Annotated in this window: 15 protein-coding genes; 13 read left to right on the top strand and 2 right to left on the bottom strand. The window is 41.6% G+C overall.

Annotated elements, in window-relative coordinates:
- Window positions 1-305: 305 nt before the first annotated feature.
- The 4 genes from PL9631_RS03220 to PL9631_RS03205 all read left to right on the top strand — a co-directional run bounded on the left by PL9631_RS03220 (window position 306) and on the right by PL9631_RS03205 (window position 2,797).
- Complete coding sequence (locus PL9631_RS03220) at window positions 306-671, top strand: hypothetical protein (protein ID WP_083616884.1); 366 nt, start codon at window positions 306-308, stop codon at window positions 669-671.
- 18 nt (window positions 672-689) lie between these two features.
- Window positions 690-932, top strand: coding sequence for a hypothetical protein (locus PL9631_RS03215; protein ID WP_083616882.1), 243 nt, complete (start codon window positions 690-692; stop codon window positions 930-932).
- Window positions 933-1,123: 191 nt separating this feature from the next.
- Complete coding sequence (locus PL9631_RS03210; RefSeq protein ID WP_083616880.1) at window positions 1,124-2,335, top strand: RNA-guided endonuclease InsQ/TnpB family protein; 1,212 nt, start codon at window positions 1,124-1,126, stop codon at window positions 2,333-2,335.
- Window positions 2,336-2,467: 132 nt separating this feature from the next.
- Entirely contained in the window at window positions 2,468-2,797 is a 330-nt protein-coding gene (locus PL9631_RS03205) for a hypothetical protein (RefSeq protein ID WP_083616878.1), read from the top strand.
- A gap of 183 nt (window positions 2,798-2,980) precedes the next feature.
- On the opposite strand, the gene PL9631_RS03200 is transcribed toward PL9631_RS03205, so the two are convergent.
- Window positions 2,981-4,411 carry a hypothetical protein gene (locus PL9631_RS03200; protein ID WP_156090433.1) on the bottom strand — a complete coding sequence of 477 codons (1,431 nt, stop codon included), beginning with the start codon at window positions 4,409-4,411 and terminating at the stop codon, window positions 2,981-2,983.
- A 479-nt stretch (window positions 4,412-4,890) separates the two neighbouring features.
- On the opposite strand from PL9631_RS03200, the gene PL9631_RS03195 reads away from it, so the two are divergent.
- From PL9631_RS03195 to PL9631_RS03165, 7 genes are all read left to right on the top strand, one after another.
- Window positions 4,891-5,658 carry a ParA family protein gene (locus PL9631_RS03195; RefSeq protein ID WP_079680027.1) on the top strand — a complete coding sequence of 256 codons (768 nt, stop codon included), beginning with the start codon at window positions 4,891-4,893 and terminating at the stop codon, window positions 5,656-5,658.
- Window positions 5,648-6,571, top strand: a complete 924-nt coding sequence (locus PL9631_RS03190) for a ParB/RepB/Spo0J family partition protein (RefSeq protein WP_083616874.1) — start codon at window positions 5,648-5,650, stop codon at window positions 6,569-6,571. Before PL9631_RS03195 ends, PL9631_RS03190 begins: the two co-directional genes overlap by 11 nt.
- Before the next feature lie 297 nt (window positions 6,572-6,868).
- On the top strand, window positions 6,869-7,426 hold the full coding sequence (locus PL9631_RS03185; RefSeq protein ID WP_083616872.1) for a hypothetical protein: 558 nt from the start codon (window positions 6,869-6,871) through the stop codon (window positions 7,424-7,426).
- The gene (locus tag PL9631_RS03180; protein WP_083616870.1) at window positions 7,423-8,505 is read left to right on the top strand and encodes an ATP-binding response regulator; all 1,083 of its coding nucleotides are present in this window, start codon (window positions 7,423-7,425) and stop codon (window positions 8,503-8,505) included. The genes PL9631_RS03185 and PL9631_RS03180 overlap by 4 nt, the downstream gene beginning before the upstream one ends.
- Window positions 8,506-8,566: 61 nt before the next feature.
- Complete coding sequence (locus PL9631_RS03175; protein WP_083616868.1) at window positions 8,567-9,301, top strand: LuxR C-terminal-related transcriptional regulator; 735 nt, start codon at window positions 8,567-8,569, stop codon at window positions 9,299-9,301.
- A 332-nt stretch (window positions 9,302-9,633) separates the two neighbouring features.
- The gene (locus PL9631_RS03170; protein ID WP_083616866.1) at window positions 9,634-11,124 is read left to right on the top strand and encodes a hypothetical protein; all 1,491 of its coding nucleotides are present in this window, start codon (window positions 9,634-9,636) and stop codon (window positions 11,122-11,124) included.
- The gene (locus PL9631_RS03165; protein WP_083616864.1) at window positions 11,124-13,322 is read left to right on the top strand and encodes a Cas10/Cmr2 second palm domain-containing protein; all 2,199 of its coding nucleotides are present in this window, start codon (window positions 11,124-11,126) and stop codon (window positions 13,320-13,322) included. The genes PL9631_RS03170 and PL9631_RS03165 overlap by 1 nt, the downstream gene beginning before the upstream one ends.
- Before the next feature lie 324 nt (window positions 13,323-13,646).
- On the opposite strand, the gene PL9631_RS03160 is transcribed toward PL9631_RS03165, so the two are convergent.
- Window positions 13,647-14,738 carry an ISAs1 family transposase gene (locus tag PL9631_RS03160; protein WP_083616174.1) on the bottom strand — a complete coding sequence of 364 codons (1,092 nt, stop codon included), beginning with the start codon at window positions 14,736-14,738 and terminating at the stop codon, window positions 13,647-13,649.
- 174 nt (window positions 14,739-14,912) lie between these two features.
- Between PL9631_RS03160 and PL9631_RS03155 the strand changes: the two genes are divergently transcribed.
- Both PL9631_RS03155 and PL9631_RS03150 read left to right on the top strand, forming a co-directional pair.
- Complete coding sequence (locus PL9631_RS03155) at window positions 14,913-15,893, top strand: hypothetical protein (RefSeq protein ID WP_083616862.1); 981 nt, start codon at window positions 14,913-14,915, stop codon at window positions 15,891-15,893.
- Window positions 15,894-15,903: 10 nt separating this feature from the next.
- Window positions 15,904-16,680, top strand: a complete 777-nt coding sequence (locus PL9631_RS03150) for an RAMP superfamily CRISPR-associated protein (protein WP_083616969.1) — start codon at window positions 15,904-15,906, stop codon at window positions 16,678-16,680.
- Window positions 16,681-16,690 lie beyond the last annotated feature (10 nt).

The raw sequence follows: 16,690 nt of genomic DNA, 5'->3' as shown, positions 1-16,690 counted from the left end.
CTTTAATCCAACATCCTGAAATAGCTGTTAGAGGACAAGTGTTCGCCTCATGGTTGCATTCTTCAGTTGATTCATTGACTGAATTCATAGCGATCGCTCGCTAATCCTTCCCATCGAGTTCTTTTCTGACCTGTTGCTCACCACAATTTGCCAAGACGTTCATCAAGACGCTACCGCGTTGTTTTATTTAGATCGCTATTTGAGATCAATTCCCTGCTGTTTAACCCAAAACCAACCGAACCAACCGACCTAGCTTCCTAAGCTGTTTTCCGGTTGGTTCTTTATTAACTAAGGAACTAACTTTCATGACGGCACAACTTAACACTGCCATCGAAACTAAAATTGCCCGTAGTTACACTGATGGCAACGGGCTCAAAATTGATGTGATTGAGATAGTTTATGCGGATGGGTTGGTTGAGCGACACCTTGGCTGGACTGAAGAAGACCTCGACAGCCAAACTGTTTTCTACATCCAAACTTCTAACGGTACCGTTCTCAAATCTACCTTAAAAACAACGGAAAATGATCAATTAATACTGGTTTATCGTGAGCTTTGGATGAAACGACATAGCCAAGAAACCACCCAAACTATTAATCCTGAAGAACAAGACGAAATCGAACTTATACGAGCAGCGGAACTCGCTAAATCTGACTTCGGGTTTGATTGCTAATTGGAGATACTGAGAACGATGAATCGCATTAACAAATTTAATTGTTCTCAGGTGGCAATGATTCAGCATCTGAGAACAGCTAAAACTCTTGATGCAAGATTGCTTTCACTCGACTTAAACCGAATCATTAAGCCAGAAGACATTATGATTGGTGCTGCTTTTTACAATGGCTTAGTGGCTTGGTTATTGCGAGATGGAGAGCAAGTTTGCATGGCTCAAAGCCAACTTGCACAATACCTTGAGGATTTAGCCGAACTTTAAAACACTTACGGGGGGAAACCAACCCCCCAACACTTCCAAATATCTATTTTGGCATGGCAAGATCCAAACAGTCGCTCTTGGTTTCCCATTGGTCGCTTAACTTTTGACCAAAGATATGGGTTTCAAGCCTCGCCTTTCTAGGGCGACTTTAATTGTGTTATGATAATTGCCGTAGGGTTTGTCTACGTCAAATGCTCGTTTTAGAGTTCAAGGCAAAAGGAAAAACAACTCAATATGCTGCGATAGATGATGCAATTCGCACAGCCCAATTTGTTCGCAACAAGTGCATTCGCTTCTGGATGGACAATCGAGGCGTAGGGCAGAAAGAACTGTATCGTCATAACACCGTATTGAGGGCTGAGTTTCCCTTTGTGAAAGCCTTAAATTCTCACGCTTGCCAAGTAGCGGTTGAAAGAGCTTATACCTCAATCGCTCGGTTCTATAGCAATTGCAAAAAGTCGGTTCCGGGCAAGAAAGGCTATCCACAGTTCAAGAAAAACTGTCGCTCAGTTGAGTATAAAGTGAGCGGATGGAAACTTTCCGAAACCCGCAAACAGATTACTTTCACCGACAGCAAGGGCATAGGTAAGTTAAAACTCAAAGGAACCTGGGATTTAAACTTCTACCAAATAGACCAGATCAAACGGGTGAGGATAGTTCGACGTGCAGATGGCTACTACGTTCAGTTTTTAGTTAATGCTGATCGGAAAGTAGAATCTAAACCTACAGGTAAAACGATAGGTTTAGATGTAGGACTGAAAGAGTTCTACACCGACAGCAATGGGCAGACTGAACCGAATCCGAGATTTTATCGAATCGGTGAGAAGCGTCTGAAATTTCGACAAAGACGGGTTTCACGCAAAAGCAAAGGCTCGGCTAACCGAAAGAAAGCCGTTAATCGACTTGGGCGAGTCCACCTGAAAATAAGTAGGCAACGTGAAGAACACGCCAAGAGACTGGCGCGTTGCGTGATTCAATCTAACGATTTGATCGCCTATGAAGACTTGAGGATTAAAAATTTAGTCAAAAATCATTGTCTGGCTAAGTCGATTAATGATGCGGGTTGGTATCTATTCAGGAAATGGTTAGAGTATTTTGGGATTAAATTCGGCAAGATCACTGTTTCAGTTAATCCGGCTTATACGTCTCAAGAATGCTCTAATTGTGGCGCCATCGTCAAAAAATCTCTATCGACAAGAACCCACCGTTGTCAGTGTGGATTTGAGGTAGATAGAGACTGGAACGCGGCTATCAACATCCTGAATTTAGCCTTGGGTACTACGGGTCACGTAGGAACCTGGATCTTAGATCCGAACGCTTCGGGAGATTCGACCTCTACTCAGGCTGGAGTCATCCTGTCTGAGCAAGTTGGGTCTGTGAACGAAGAATCCTCATGTCTTTAGACCGAGGAGTGTCAACCAATTACTTTATTAGCTCGTAGTGGTGGACAGAGGAAAACAGATACACTGACTGTTTTTCCTTGTCCCGTACCCGATGAAGAAGGGCGTTATCATCTTCACTTTTTCCCTGATGGAATGCAACATTTACCACCATCTTCAATTGAACGAATTAACTGCTTTGTTCCAGACGAGAAGTTATGGTTAGCCCATGAATTCCAAAATATTTATGATCAGATGGCTTTGACCCTCAACACAGAAGATCACCATATTGTCGGTTATTGTCCCCGATATTTGAATCCTGAAATTTTTGAACTCATTCGCAGGACTGCTTACGACGTGAATGTACAAGTAGAACGGATTAATCAACCTCCTACACCACGCCAGTTTCGATTGTTGTGCCATCTAACGGCAAAAGCGGATGATGGTTTTTCCCTTTTTTCCAGTAAAGTATATCAACCTCTCTAGGAAAAGTTAGTAGGATATTTGAAGAATTCAAGCCATTTTTACTGGCAAAAAATCTTAAAGGATTGTTAGGTTTACAGGTTGCGACTAAGATATTGTTTTCAACACATCCCAATTTCTTGTGACGATTGAGTTTCTATGTTCCCCTGTACCTCTAGGGTTAAGGATTCATGCGATCGCCAAAACTCAAAGTTCTATCTCCCTTGATTTATAAGCAAGTTGGGATTCAACAGTATTCAAATCATCTGCCATTTGAAGCCAAAATTCAACATCTTCAGATCGAATTCCTTGAGCTAGAACTAAATGCTCCCCATACACTCTCAGCAGTTCTCCTCTGCCAGATGCTCTCACAGAAGATACAGAAACCCCTTCAACATCTGTGACCATTAGCTGGTAAACCTCTGCAACGGAAATAATAGTAGAATCATCCGTTTCTTCTACCCCTTCATCTCCTAAGTTCAGTTTGTATTCAAATACCTTTTGGGCTATGGGTAAAATCAATTCAGCTTGTTTAACTTGTTCACGCTCTAAAGTGAACATTAACGGTTCAATAGTTGAGTTGAAATTATTCTGTAAAACTTGAACTTCACTCAATAGTTCTGGCACTTCCTGAGTAAGTTTTGTCTTTAACTTTTCTGCATCTAAATTAGATAAAGGATTTTGAACTTCACCCTCTAAATTGATCTTGAATACTAAGTGATGATCTACTTGAGAAACCACTCGAATTGATTCTCCTTCCTGCCACAATATTGTCCAATCTTCCATAAACTCTAACCGTTCTAATCCCTTGAATTGATGATGCTCTTTTAATAAAAGCTCCACCAATAATCTTTCCATTTCTAATCGTTGCTCTGCTGATCTGCCAACTTCAATCAAACCTTCTCCCTCTTTTGAATCTTTGGGATCATCCTCTAATCTAACTTGCTCGGAGTCTTCAGGACAGTCTGAGTCATTTATTCCCGACTCAATTAGTGTTTCGGAGTTAGTTTCTGGAGAAATTGGACTTACTCCTCCTGGCTGATAAACAGGTAGGAGAGAACTAAATCTTCTTTGTTTTCGAGGTTGAGTTAAAGACATATCTTGAAGGGTAGGACGAGCTACTTGGCGATCGCTTTGGGAAGATAACTCGATAAAATGGGCGGCATTTGTCTTAAGCAAACTAATCTGAGCATAAGCATATTTTTCTTTAGACAACGATATAGAAAAATCTAAAGCGGCTAGACAACCGTGATAGAAATCTTGAGTTTCAGTAGCAGGAACACAAGCTAATATATTTTCATCAAGTTCAGTAGATAGCCCTTGTTGTTGCAGTTGAGCAATAGACGCTGAAGATAATCGATGAATTGCCGTTGAAGGGTGTGGCTGTTGGCTGGGAGTATGATCTAGGTTGATAAAAGTTGCAATTCTAGCCTCTAAGTCTTTTAGAGTTTCTATCCCCTGCTCTTGATCGATCAGTTTAACACCCCAATCTAACCCAACCAGTAATCCTTGATAAAAATCTTGAGTTTCTCCAGCCAAATTAGAATCCGTTGCAATTTTTTCAAAAAAGGCTAGTCCAATTTGTTGAAGTTGGTAGATCGATTTTGAAGAAAATCGCTGCATCTGCCTTGTCAGCATAAATCTTATATTTCTCGATAATTGGCTCACCCTTCAACCTATCACGACAGCAATCTTTTCTAGTCCATCTTCAGGACTAAAGCTACCCGAGTTGAATTCAGAAATAGGGCAGATGGAATAATTGATTCTTTTCCCCTAGCTTAAAAGGAAAGAGCTATAGTGCTACGCATTACAGTTAGGACACTCCCAAATCCTAAAACCCTTTCGCAGCTTACTGTTCCCTGTTCCCTAGCGCGTAGCAGTACAACCCAAATCTCGCCTTTAGAATTTTCTGAATGGCTATAAATCTAAAAATTTCGATTCGCTTCAACATCTTCTCCCAGGATATGAGATATTATTAACAGTCACGGAGAATTTATTATATTTTTCCAGCAAAATATTCTGAAATATTCATCTTAAATCGATATGTGTATAATCCCAACTGTAGCTCTAAATTCCTTTTTAAATCGCAACATGAGCGTGCTAGTGGAGAATAGCCGATGACCCAGACAAAAGTGATTTCGCTGTTCAACCAAGCTGGCGGTGTGGGCAAAACAACAATTACGCTCAACTTAGGCTACCACCTGGCTCAACGAGGGAATAAAATTTTGCTCATCGATCTCGATCCGCAAGCGTCTTTAACCTTATTTATGGGCTTTGACCCTCAGAGCTTGGAAAAAACCGTATTTGATGCCATTGTGAATGAAGAACCCCTCTTCATCCACAAAGAAGTTCATCGCATGGATCTAGCTCCCACCAACATTAACCTGAGTGTGGCAGAAATCCAATTGGTGAATATGGACTTTCGAGAAGTTCGTCTGAAAGATGCGCTAGAACCTATTCGAGAGAACTATGATTTTATTTTGATTGACTGTCCGCCCAGCTTAGGATTATTAAGCTACATTAGCCTTGTTGCTGCCACCCATGTTTTAGTCCCCATTGAAACTCATTACAAAGCGTTTGAAGGAACCAACTTGCTCTTGCAAACCGTCGCCAGAGTCCGAAAAAAAGGAAACCGCTCTTTGCAGATTGCTGGATTTGTTCCCTCTCGCTATGCTGCCACCAACTCCCAGGATAAACGCACTTTAAACGCAATTCAGGAACAATTTTCCCCCGTGGGAACGGTCTATGAGCCGATTCCTCGCTTAACCGCTTTTGTTGATGCTTCTGAACAGCAGGTTCCCCTAGCTGTCTATGACGCTAGAAATGGAGCGGTAAAAATCTTAGATCGTTTAGCTGCCAAGATGGAGAAACTCAATGTCCAATAAAAGTAATCAGCCGTACAAAGGAAAAGCCAATTTAACAGTCTTGTTTGGTGATGACGAGACTGAGAGTTTACCTAACAGTTCAGTACCCTTTGATGCGATTCAGCTTCCGCCTACTCAACCTCGTCGCTATTTTGATTCTCAAGCGATGCAGTGTTTAGTTGAGTCTGTCAAAATTGATGGGATTCTTCAACCGCTATTAGTTCGCCCTTTACCCAATGGAAAGTATGAGTTAGTAGCGGGAGAAAGACGCTTAAGAGCGGCGAAAGAAGTGGGGTTGAAAGAAGTTCCTATTATCATCAGAGAACTGACAGAACAACAAGCTTTACAAATTGCTTTAGTTGAAAACCTGCAACGGGAAGATCTGAATCCAATTGAAGAAACAGAAGGGATTTTAGGGCTACTCGCTAATCGACTAGATTGTTCTGTACCAGAAGCTGAACGCCTTCTGTATCGAATGCAAAATCAAATGCTTCGAGATAATGATAACGTTATCATTCAACCTGAATCTGAAGTTGTCGTCCAAGTTTTTCAAGACTTAGGTAAGATGTCTTGGGAATCTTTTATTAGTAATCGGCTGCCTCTACTGAAGCTCCCTGAAGAAGTTTTAGGAAGTTTACGAGAAGGCAAAATTGAATATACTAAAGCTCGTGCGATCGCTAAAGTCAAAGATGAACAGGCACGAGTTACCTTACTAGAAACGGCAATTACAGAGAATTGGTCTCTGACTCAAATCAAAGCTCAAATTTCAACCTTAAAATCTGAATCTCAATCCGAAAAAAGCGAAGATTCTCTTCAAACCCGAATTAAAGTCGCACTCACCCAAGTCAATAAGTCAAAAGCTTGGAGCGATCCGAAAAAACAAAAGCGTCTCCAAAAACTTTTAGTAGACTTAGAATCCTTGTTGTCTAGCTAGGGAAAGAAATTGAAATCCACAACTGTCCTTAGATATAAACTGAGGCAAATTTAATATTTTTTAAAAAATGCTCCAGAATGAATGGGGCATTATTTATTTTTATGGTTTCTATTTAAAAAGCGGAAACAAAAGATAGGAACGAAACCAGATTATGGGTTCCTAGATGAACGGCTTTTTTTTAAAGTATCCGCTTTTTTAATAAATCAGCTTTAAGGTAGAACTTTCTTAATCTATGCCATTGCTAATTTAGGAATTAGATAGAAAAAAGCAACTTCGATATCAAGGAATCGACAAATTATGGTGTCAATTAAGATCCTCAAACCCAAGCTGCTTTCAGAGACGACTTCTTCCCAGGCTGCCATTGACCATTTCACTCGATTTCAGAAAAAGCTAAAAAGTTTAATTGACCTCTGGAGGCACTACCAGCCCAAGGATGCCCTTTCTACTTTAAGAAAACAAGATTTAGAGTGGCTCATTTCAATGGTAGAACACTATCGACTTCGTATTCATGCTTCATCTTACTCCCTGGAGTTTTGGCAAGGCTATCGACAGGGGAAAAAGAGTAGACGAACCATTCCGGCTTCTCACACTCCCTCCTTAGCCCCAATCTTAGAAAAAGCCCTAAAACCTAGTCAAAGCGATCGAATCTATGCACTTGGGGTGCGACTGGGATGGTGCTATGACCGATTAAAAAACTACTTACTGCGGATTACGAAAGAGCAAAAACTGAAGGCAGCGAAACAATTAAAAAATTCTCAACCGATTTTATCTGTCATTCAAGAAATTCAGGCAATGGACAATACAGACTCCCTGGTGAGTTTGGGAAGGTTGCCAGAAAGGAGATTGAATTCATGAAAGATAGACCCAGCCAAATTTTTGCAGCCGATCCGGAAACGGACACCTTATTGATTTTGGAAACGATTTTAACCGAGGAAGGATATTGTGTTAGCACCAGTTCAAATGGAAAAGAAGCGATCGCCGCTATCAACACCCACCCTCCCGATTTAATTCTATGGGATGTGATGATGCCAGATGCAGATGGTTATGAAGTCACTTACAAAATTCGTTCTACCCCTCAATTGCCCTTCATTCCCATTGTCCTTCTCGCATCAGATCCCTCCATTCCTTCTACGAATGGATTAGAATTGGGAGCCGATGATTTTCTCTGGAAACCCATTCAAGTTAACGAATTACTTGCCCGTGTCCGCAACCTGCTCTGTCTCAAGCATAGCCTAGATTCAATGCGAGAGATGGCTTTAGCCCGTGAAGATTTTGTTTCTCGCCTAACCCATGATTTGCGTAACCCTCTGATTGCTGCCCAACAAATGCTGACTTTACTAGGGCAAGGAAAATTTGGCACCTTACCCCCCACAGTAAAAGAGGCTCTTCATACCATCGCTCTTAGCAATGACAACCTAATTACCCTCGTCAATACCCTCCTAGAAGTGCATCGGTTTGAAGCGGGTTGCAAACCAATGGCTATCACAACTTTTGATCTTTACAAACTCATTAAGGAAGTCGTTAAAGAGCAAGAGGCGTTGGCACTCAGCAAAAACTTAAGCTTAATTTTTGAAATCCAACAAGGGTCATTCCGTATTCAAGGCGATCGCTTAGAACTACGCCGAGTTCTGACGAATTTAGTGAGTAATGCGATTAAGTTCACACAGCGCGGTCAAGTCAAGATCACTGTTGAGTACAATGCTCAAAGCGTTTCCATTCAGGTCGAAGATACAGGCCCTGGAATCACAGAATCAGAGCAAAATGCAATCTTTGAACGCTTTCGCACTGGAAATCAAAAAGGAGCCGGGAGTGGTTTGGGGTTACATCTGTCCCAACGTATTGCGCAAGCCCATTCGGGTCGTTTAGAAGTGACGTCACAACTGGGGGTTGGAAGTATTTTTACTTTGTGTCTCCCTCAGAACAAAAATTGCTAACCTTGAAGTTTCGCTTTCAAAATGTGCTTTTAATCTCAAGTTATTGTTAATGGAGAAAATTATGAATCGCGTGAGTATTGTGTTAATTGAAGATCATCACTTAACTCGGGTTGGAATTAAAGCAGCGTTGGAAGATTGTGAAGAAATCAGGTTTATCGCGGAAGCCAGCAATGGATTACAAGGAATCACAATATTGGAGAAAACGCTACCCGATGTTGCCATTATTGATTTAGGATTACCGGGATTAGTCGATGGGATTGAATTAACTAAACGGTTTAAGGAGTATGTGCAAACCTGTCAGCTTGATTCCTCTATCAGCCAACCTAAAGTTTTAATTTTAACCTCGCAAGCTCAAGAAGAATCCATTTTAGCCGCGTTTGCAGCCGGAGCAGATTCTTACTGTATGAAAGACCTGAAATTTGAAAAACTGTTAGAAGCAATACTGGAAACTCACCGAGGCGCGAACTGGATTGACCCGTCTATAGCACGGATTGTTTTAGCTCGACTTAATAATCCGTTTAAAGCAGTTGTTGGTTCAAGTGTTATTCCGACCGTATCGATTCATGGGTTAAAACCAGAGGATAACGAGTTATTACAATTTAATCCGCTAACTCGGCGAGAAAATGAAATTATTGAACTGATTGTCGAAGGGTATGGCAATGAAGAAATTGCCGAGCAATTATTTATATCAATGGGGACTGTGAAAACTCATGTTCGTAATATTCTCAATAAGTTAGCTTGTGATGATCGCACTCAAGCGGCTGTGCGCGCATTAAGAGCAGGTTTGGTTAGCTAGGATTGTAACAATATTTGTGTCCAGTTTCTGGTTCCATTTTTGGGATTGTAGCCGAACTAGCTCCCACTCTGTTTCTTCTTTAATGATGGAACCAGAACAAGTCAACGGCCGTTACTGCATTTAGCCGCCAATCGACAAGCGGAAGTGGAAAGTGCGATCGCTCAAATTCAGAACCTTTTTACCAAAGGATATCAACCCCAAAATTTTACTCCTATTATAAAGAAATACAAAGAAATACAACAATTACCTTAATAAAATCTTAAGAATCTTCAAATTTCAACTCAATAGAAGTTCAATAAAAACTGAATTAGTTATAATCTTACTTAAGCGATATGAGAAAGAATGTAGTTTTACAGATTTTGGGCAACAACGATGTGAGGGTGGATTCAAAGGAAGGAACCGAGCAACTCGGTCGCTGTTACACCTTAGAAGAGGTTCGATACATGGCGGAGGGCAATGACGAAGACTTAGGAAACGACTTAGATCGGATTGATTTTCCTTTAATTAGAAGCCTGTGGGAAAGTCGAGAACCTGATACTCTACTTCATTTTGTCATTCTTTTAACGAATCAGCAAGCTTGGATTGAACATCATCATATTTCTGGACAAGAATTGAGTGATTTAATTACTTCTGATGGATATTGGTGGCGAAATCTTTTACAATCTTGGTGTCAAAAACAGGGAATTTCCCATGATTTAATGATTTTAGATATTGATCCAAATTTAGATAATGGGGTTGCTAATTGGGATCAAATGGCAAAGTTTGTTGAAGAACAATTAAATCCTAAATTTGCCTTTAATTCCAAGGGTATTGTTTTCGAGAATACCTCGGATAGTGTCAAGATTAATGCTCAGAAATTAATCATACAACATAGTAGTGGAACACCTGCTTTAAGTAGTGCTTTATATTTATGGGGACTTGAACAGCAGTTAGCCAAAAATCCGATTGAATTTGTCTATATGTCTCGCCAAGATTCTCAACCCTATTTTCATACGGGAACTCATTGGCAATGGCGGTTAAAAGTACCCCAAATTGAACAGTTATTAGAAATTCAAGACTTTTCTGGGGTAAAAACTTTAATCCAAGATCATCCTGATAATAACTTAAAAATCAAACTCGATCAATTAGATCGGGCTGTTTCTTTTAACTTATCGGCAAAACGCCAAAAGCTATCGGCTGAAGATGATATTTTAGAACGGATTTCAATTGCGTTGTGGAGTGAAAAAGCCTTTCGAGAACGGGGTCAGTGGATGCAGTGGTATTTGAGAATAGCCGGGGCTTTTGAATTAGCGATCGCTTGTTTAATCGAATATAAAGGCGGAAATGCTTATCACTGGGAAAGAGATCATAAAACTCAAAAACCGATTCTAAAATATCAAGAAAAGAATCAAAATTCACCTATAGAATTCCGACTTGAGATTACGCCAAGGGTTAAGGACTTACTCACTCAAGGAAATGCTTCAATTGACAATAAATATTTGAAGCGAACCGTTAACTATTTTACCTCTAAAATCAATGATCCTGCTTGGGAAAGTTTTCAAGAGTTTTACTGTTCTAACTGGATTACCCTACAAAATCATACTCGAAAGAGTTTTCTTGAAATCAGAAATGAACTGTATCACAGCTTATTAGGGGATTTAATTGATCAAGTTTTAGATGAAAAAACCAAACAATTAAAAGGAGTAAATCACGCCGACCATCCGGCTCAAATTGCGATTAATTGGTTGAACTATATTGTCAAATTAGCCAATCTCACAACCCCTATTAATAGCAAAATCAAAGGATTTGAACAACTCGTTAATGATGTTAAACGGAGTCTCTAATGGAATTACAAGACTGGCTGAAACAACAACAACAATATTATGCAGCTTTGCCCTCCGATCAACCCACCTTAGCAACCCATCCTAGCTGCGGTACTTGGCAAACTTCAGAATATTTAAAAAATCAATTTTGGTGGGGTGGTGGGGCTTCTGTGGAAGCCTGCGAACAAATTCAACAACACAGTGATGCCACCCTAACTCAGATCGGCGTTTTGACCTTTGGCCCCGTGCAAAGCTTCCTCGCCGGAGGTCAACGCCTGCGGGACTGGGCCGTGGCTTCTTGGTTATGTCATTATCTGTGCGGGGTCGTTATTCACCACTGGGAGAAACAGGGGGGAAAGGTTTTAGTCCCCTTGCATCAGTCCTCCCCCTTGCTGAAATGGTTAAACGGCGAAACCCTTACCGATGAAAGCTTCTGGCAAGCCGAACTCCCTAATATTATTACTGGCTTATTTCCCGACGAGCCCCAATGGTGGGAAAACTGCCAAGACATTTTTTATAACGAATGGCAAAGGTTTTTAACCGCCTTAGAAACCGCTTCGATCCGTCATAACTCCCGGTTAAACGGTTTAGGATGGCAAGTTATTCAAGCAGATAACCTTAGTTTTTGGTCAGTTTATGGCGAGTCTACTGCCCTGCGGCGGGATCACATTGTTGAAGATATGGAACAGTTGTATCAGGCTGTTGAGGCTCAAAAATTAGGCCGACAATGGCAGGGGAACTGGTGGGGAGGACGCACGAGCCCTAGTTCGGGGAGTTTATCGATCTGGCATCCGGGTTTACAACCTGTGGAAGCGGGGGGAACTTGGGGACTACCGGATCAGGTATTAACCCAATGGTGGGAAGGGATAGCCGAAAAAAGCTCCTTAGCGGGGTTATTTTCAGAAAGCGATCGCTTGAATAGCCTGGAAATGGTCAAACGCTTGGCTTCCGTCCCTGAAATTATCGTTCCCACCTTAACAACATTATGGGGACAAGAACCACCCCGTTGTCCTTGGGATCGGTTTCCTGATCGCACGGCGGCGGCCGCGGCTTGGGTGGCTGATGTTGTGGATGCGGAGCAGTGGAATACTGAAGTTGAGGCTCTGAGTGAATATTATCAGTCTGGATCAGTTTTTAACTCTTGGGGTATTCCCCAAATGGATCGCCAGTCTCCCCCCTATGCTCATCCGAGAGTTTTAGAACGTCGCAATATTGATGCTGACGAGGTGGAAGGTTGGGAAAATGATCTTCCCAAGGGTTGGGAAAGTCCGGTGGAATGGACAGTAGGATGGCGCGGCGATGGGGATAATATGGGCAAATGGCTGTCGGGTAAACAATATGAGACGCTGAAATTACCCTGGTCTAACTGGCATCCCAACCCCTCAACTATTGAACAATATCAACTCGGCTTTTCACCGCCTAACCTTCCCGATGTGTTCCGTCAGATGGAACTCCCCCATACTTTAGATCTATCGGTATTGTTTGGATATTGGAACCGAGTGTTATACGACCTGACGCAAAACCACCATAACGCACGGGTGATTTTTGCCGGGGGGGATGACTTCTTATTATTAGGGCCAATAACCGATGCGATCGCCCTAACCTCCCAACTTCATCACCTTTGGGCCGGACAAGCGACGCCCCTAACTCAACCCCTTGATCCGTCTGTGGCGGGTTGGGTGTCTTATCAAAATCAAATTTATCCTATCCCTGGCCCGAATATGACCTTTAGTTTAGGGGTGGTTATTGCCCAACGGCGTATCCCTCAGTCTTTATGGCATCGGGGGTTAAATGAAGCCTACAAACAGGCCAAGCATCTCGGCAAGGATCGGGTTTGTGTGCGGGTTTTGTTTAATAGTGGTCAAAGTTTGGACTGGGTTTGTCCTTGGGTGTTGTGGCATTTGTTAATGGCCGTTGAACCCGTTGGGGAGGACAAAACCGATCTTAATTGTTGGGAAAAGTTGTTGTTCTATTTGGAGAGTACCCGCCTGGAAGAATATTCTCCCTCAACGGTTCGTTCCCTCATTGATACCCTGTGGGCGAGTGTGAATTTACCCCTGAGTTGGCAACAGATCGACCTTCTCACCACCGGAAAAACGAGAGCGCTTCAAACAGAGTTAGGAAGTTGGCAATGGTGGAAAAGCTGGATCGCCCTCCGGGGTTTCTTGGCCCGTCAACAGCGAGAACGAAATAACTGGCTTTCTCGTGTTCTGACCTAACCCCCCAACCCCCTTCCCTACGAGGGCAGGGGGAGCAGTTTAGACCTTTTAAACATTTAACACTAAGAATTCTTCCCCCCTCTCCATGCAGGGGGTTTTCATTTTCCCAAATGCGATCGCTATCTTCAAAAAAAATTATCAATTTTTCCGATCAAATTCTCTCTAATTTTCATCAGATAAGTGGGAAATATTAAGAATGAACAATTTTCATATTTATTAACAGCAAAAGATAGCCATTGTCTTGATTAATAAGACTTTATGACTATTTATTATTAAATATTTTGAATGTTTTTTTAGAAAAATAGTTTTAAAAACTTAATTAATTCAGGCGATCGCTAAAATCTTTTCCCAATTATTTCCCAACCATGACTGTCCCTCTTTTATTGAGCTAAAACCCAAACTTCTGTATATATTCAAAATTAATGTTACTAATAACGAGAATTTTCCGGCTACGTCTATGCCTTTTATTCTTGATTTATCTTCATTAAAATTCACATCTTTGACCCAATGTACTTGATTTTCAATTAACCAATGTGCTTTAATTTTTTCTGCAAATGTTTTCGCACTTAATTTCTGACTACTAATATAATATAAAGTCTCATTATATTCTTGATCACCCCGAAAACCCGTTCTTTCTACCTGAATAAAACTTTGAAGATGAGGATAATTTTTATGGTTGACATTTTGGCTATCAAATACTGATACTTTTCTGCTAATATTTCGCCCATGACTGACATCTTTTTCTTCATATACCGTTAAAGGTTTTTCGATTTCTGCTAAAATCTTGATCCGATTGTGCAATTTAATTTGATTCCCTTTTACCGTAATTAAATAATTATTTTTGCTCTCAATTATTGCCTGAGTTGTTTCCTTACTACAATGGAGAGCATCGAGGGTAAATACTTTATTTAATAACCCGCATTTTTCTATCATAGACAGAACTTTAGCGTTTTCAGAACTTTGTTTACTTTCAAAACTTTCCGATTTAATTACTAACTTTGTTTCTTGACTAAACCAAGATACCATAATTAACATATTTTGTTTCTGATTTTCATAGTTAGTCAGGGTGTTTTTTAAAGATTTTCCATCGATCGCAATCCAATCAACGCCTTCTTGTTGCCAATAATATTCCTGGACTATTGACTGAAAAACCAACTGAATTTCTATTGAATTTATTCCGAGCATTACTCGTCTTATGGTACTATAAGACGGCAATTTTTTAGTGTTAGTTTCTAATAATTTAATTAGCTTATTTTCTTCATTTTTTCTAAAATTATCTATTTGCTTATAAGTAACATTGCCAGTTAGCAGTGCTAAAACAATGATAGTCAACACTACCCATAATTCATGTCTTTTACCACGATTTTTCCGAAAATCCTTGACTAACTTCAGTTGTTCGATTATACTGTTTAACATAGTTTTTTAAAATCAAATAAAAGTGATCTTTCTTTGATTTTACCAAAAAAAGATCACTTTTATTTTCTTTTTTACCCCCGACAATGAAAACACCCTGCTCTCCATGCGGTCGAGGGGCTGGGGGAGAGGTCATTCCCAGCTATTCCCTATTCCCTTTTTAAAGGAGATGAAACGATGACCGGATGGTACAAAATTATTCCCAGTGGCCCGATCACCATCGGCAATTTAACACCCGTCGGACAAAATAGCGGTCAAGTCGGTTGTCGCTGGCCCCCGAATGGGCATCAGTTGGCGGCTTGTTTAAATTTACCCAGTCAGAGTCAACTCTGGGGGCCGTTTTGGGAATATAACCCTAATCTCTATGTTCCCTTACCCTTGCCCGTTTATAGCCTCGATCTCAATATCACTGCCGGGAACTTACCCCGAAACCTGTATCGAATGCAGTGGACAAATACCGAGCAATGGCAGGTGCAACCGGAACACCAAGGCAAGGAAATAGAAGTCATCGGAGGCAAATATTTAATTCCGGGTAACACTTTACAGCAATTTTGGCAAGAGCAAAAGTGGATTTTTAAGTCGGGTACAGCCCCCGATAACACGCTTCAGCCTTTACCTTGGCAGTCCCTTACCCTCAGCCATAACCGTCGCCAAGACTTTCAAGTGGTGGAGGAGGGTGGATTTTTTGCGGAACAAACGACCTTAATGGCCCCCGGATGGTCAATTTTAGTCAAAATTATCGGCGACTATCAACCCCCCGACTGGGGAATATTGGGGGCGGGAACCCCCGTTAATATTAGCCCTGTTCAGGAAAAGAACACTTGGCAATGGTTAACGGCCTCCTGTCCCCAACCCCAAGGGGGAATTTTACTCACGGCCGCTTTATGGCAACAGCCCGGACGGAAGATTTCTGTCCCCAAACCCCCAGGGGTCAAGGCTTACGCGGCGGAAATGGGGGTTCCTTGGCAGTCGTGGAAGAAGGTACGCGATCGCAAAGACCCTAACCGTCGGGTTTCGGTATTGACGCCGGGGGAATGGATGACGCCTGCGGGGGCGGTGTATTTATGGGAGGGAACGCCTCCGCTATTGGAGTCCGGGCCATATCCTGATGCCTTTCATCGGGATGCCTTGGGTTATGGACATTTATGGTTATTTTAAGGAGGGCATCATGAGTACAGAATGGTTAATTTGTCAAGAACCTGTGCATATTGGCGGCGCGGATAGTAGCAGCCGAGGGAATAATAACCCCATTTTTCGGTTGAGCGATCGCACTCCGGCTATTCCGGGGAGTTCCCTGCGAGGTGCATTGCGCGAACACGCGGAACACACCCACGGCAATTTTGTTAATCATTGGTTTGGGGGTCAGGATAACGCTATTTCCCCAGGGGCGATCGCATTAGGGTGGGGCTGGCCCGTTTGGTGGCCCGTTCATGTCTTGGGTTATGGCAACTGGTGGGTGAGTTGTTTACAGTGGTTAAACCGTTTTCAACAATTATCTCAACAGTCGCCCTTGAATTTAGATCGGACAAAGGTTTTTATCACGGATAAAACATTACAAAATCAAACGGTTTATCTGCGGTGGTTGAAGTTAGAAAAGGTACAATATCGCAACCCGAATGAAGGGCAAAAATTGCCTGTTCCCAGTTCTATTCCGAGCGATCGCTTAATTATTGTTCCTGACACCAGTATTAATTTATTAGTTGATATGGGGTTAGTCCGTCAACCCCGTGTTAGTTTGCATGATGAACCGGACGAAAAGGGCAATTTAGTTAAAAATTTGTTTGGGGTGGAAGGGTTTCCTCCGGGGGCAGTTTTTTTAACATCTTGGACTACACGGGGTCAGGTTAAAAATGTCGAGGAATGGGAAAAGTTTCTCCACGATGAACATTATTTAGGCGGGTTATGGAGTGTGGGTTTTGGTCGAATTTTAATTGAAAAGATTTAAGGAGTAAATA

Source organism: Planktothrix paucivesiculata PCC 9631 (assembly GCF_900009265.2).
GTDB lineage: Bacteria > Cyanobacteriota > Cyanobacteriia > Cyanobacteriales > Microcoleaceae > Planktothrix > Planktothrix paucivesiculata.
This window is presented reverse-complemented; position numbering and strand designations above follow the sequence as displayed.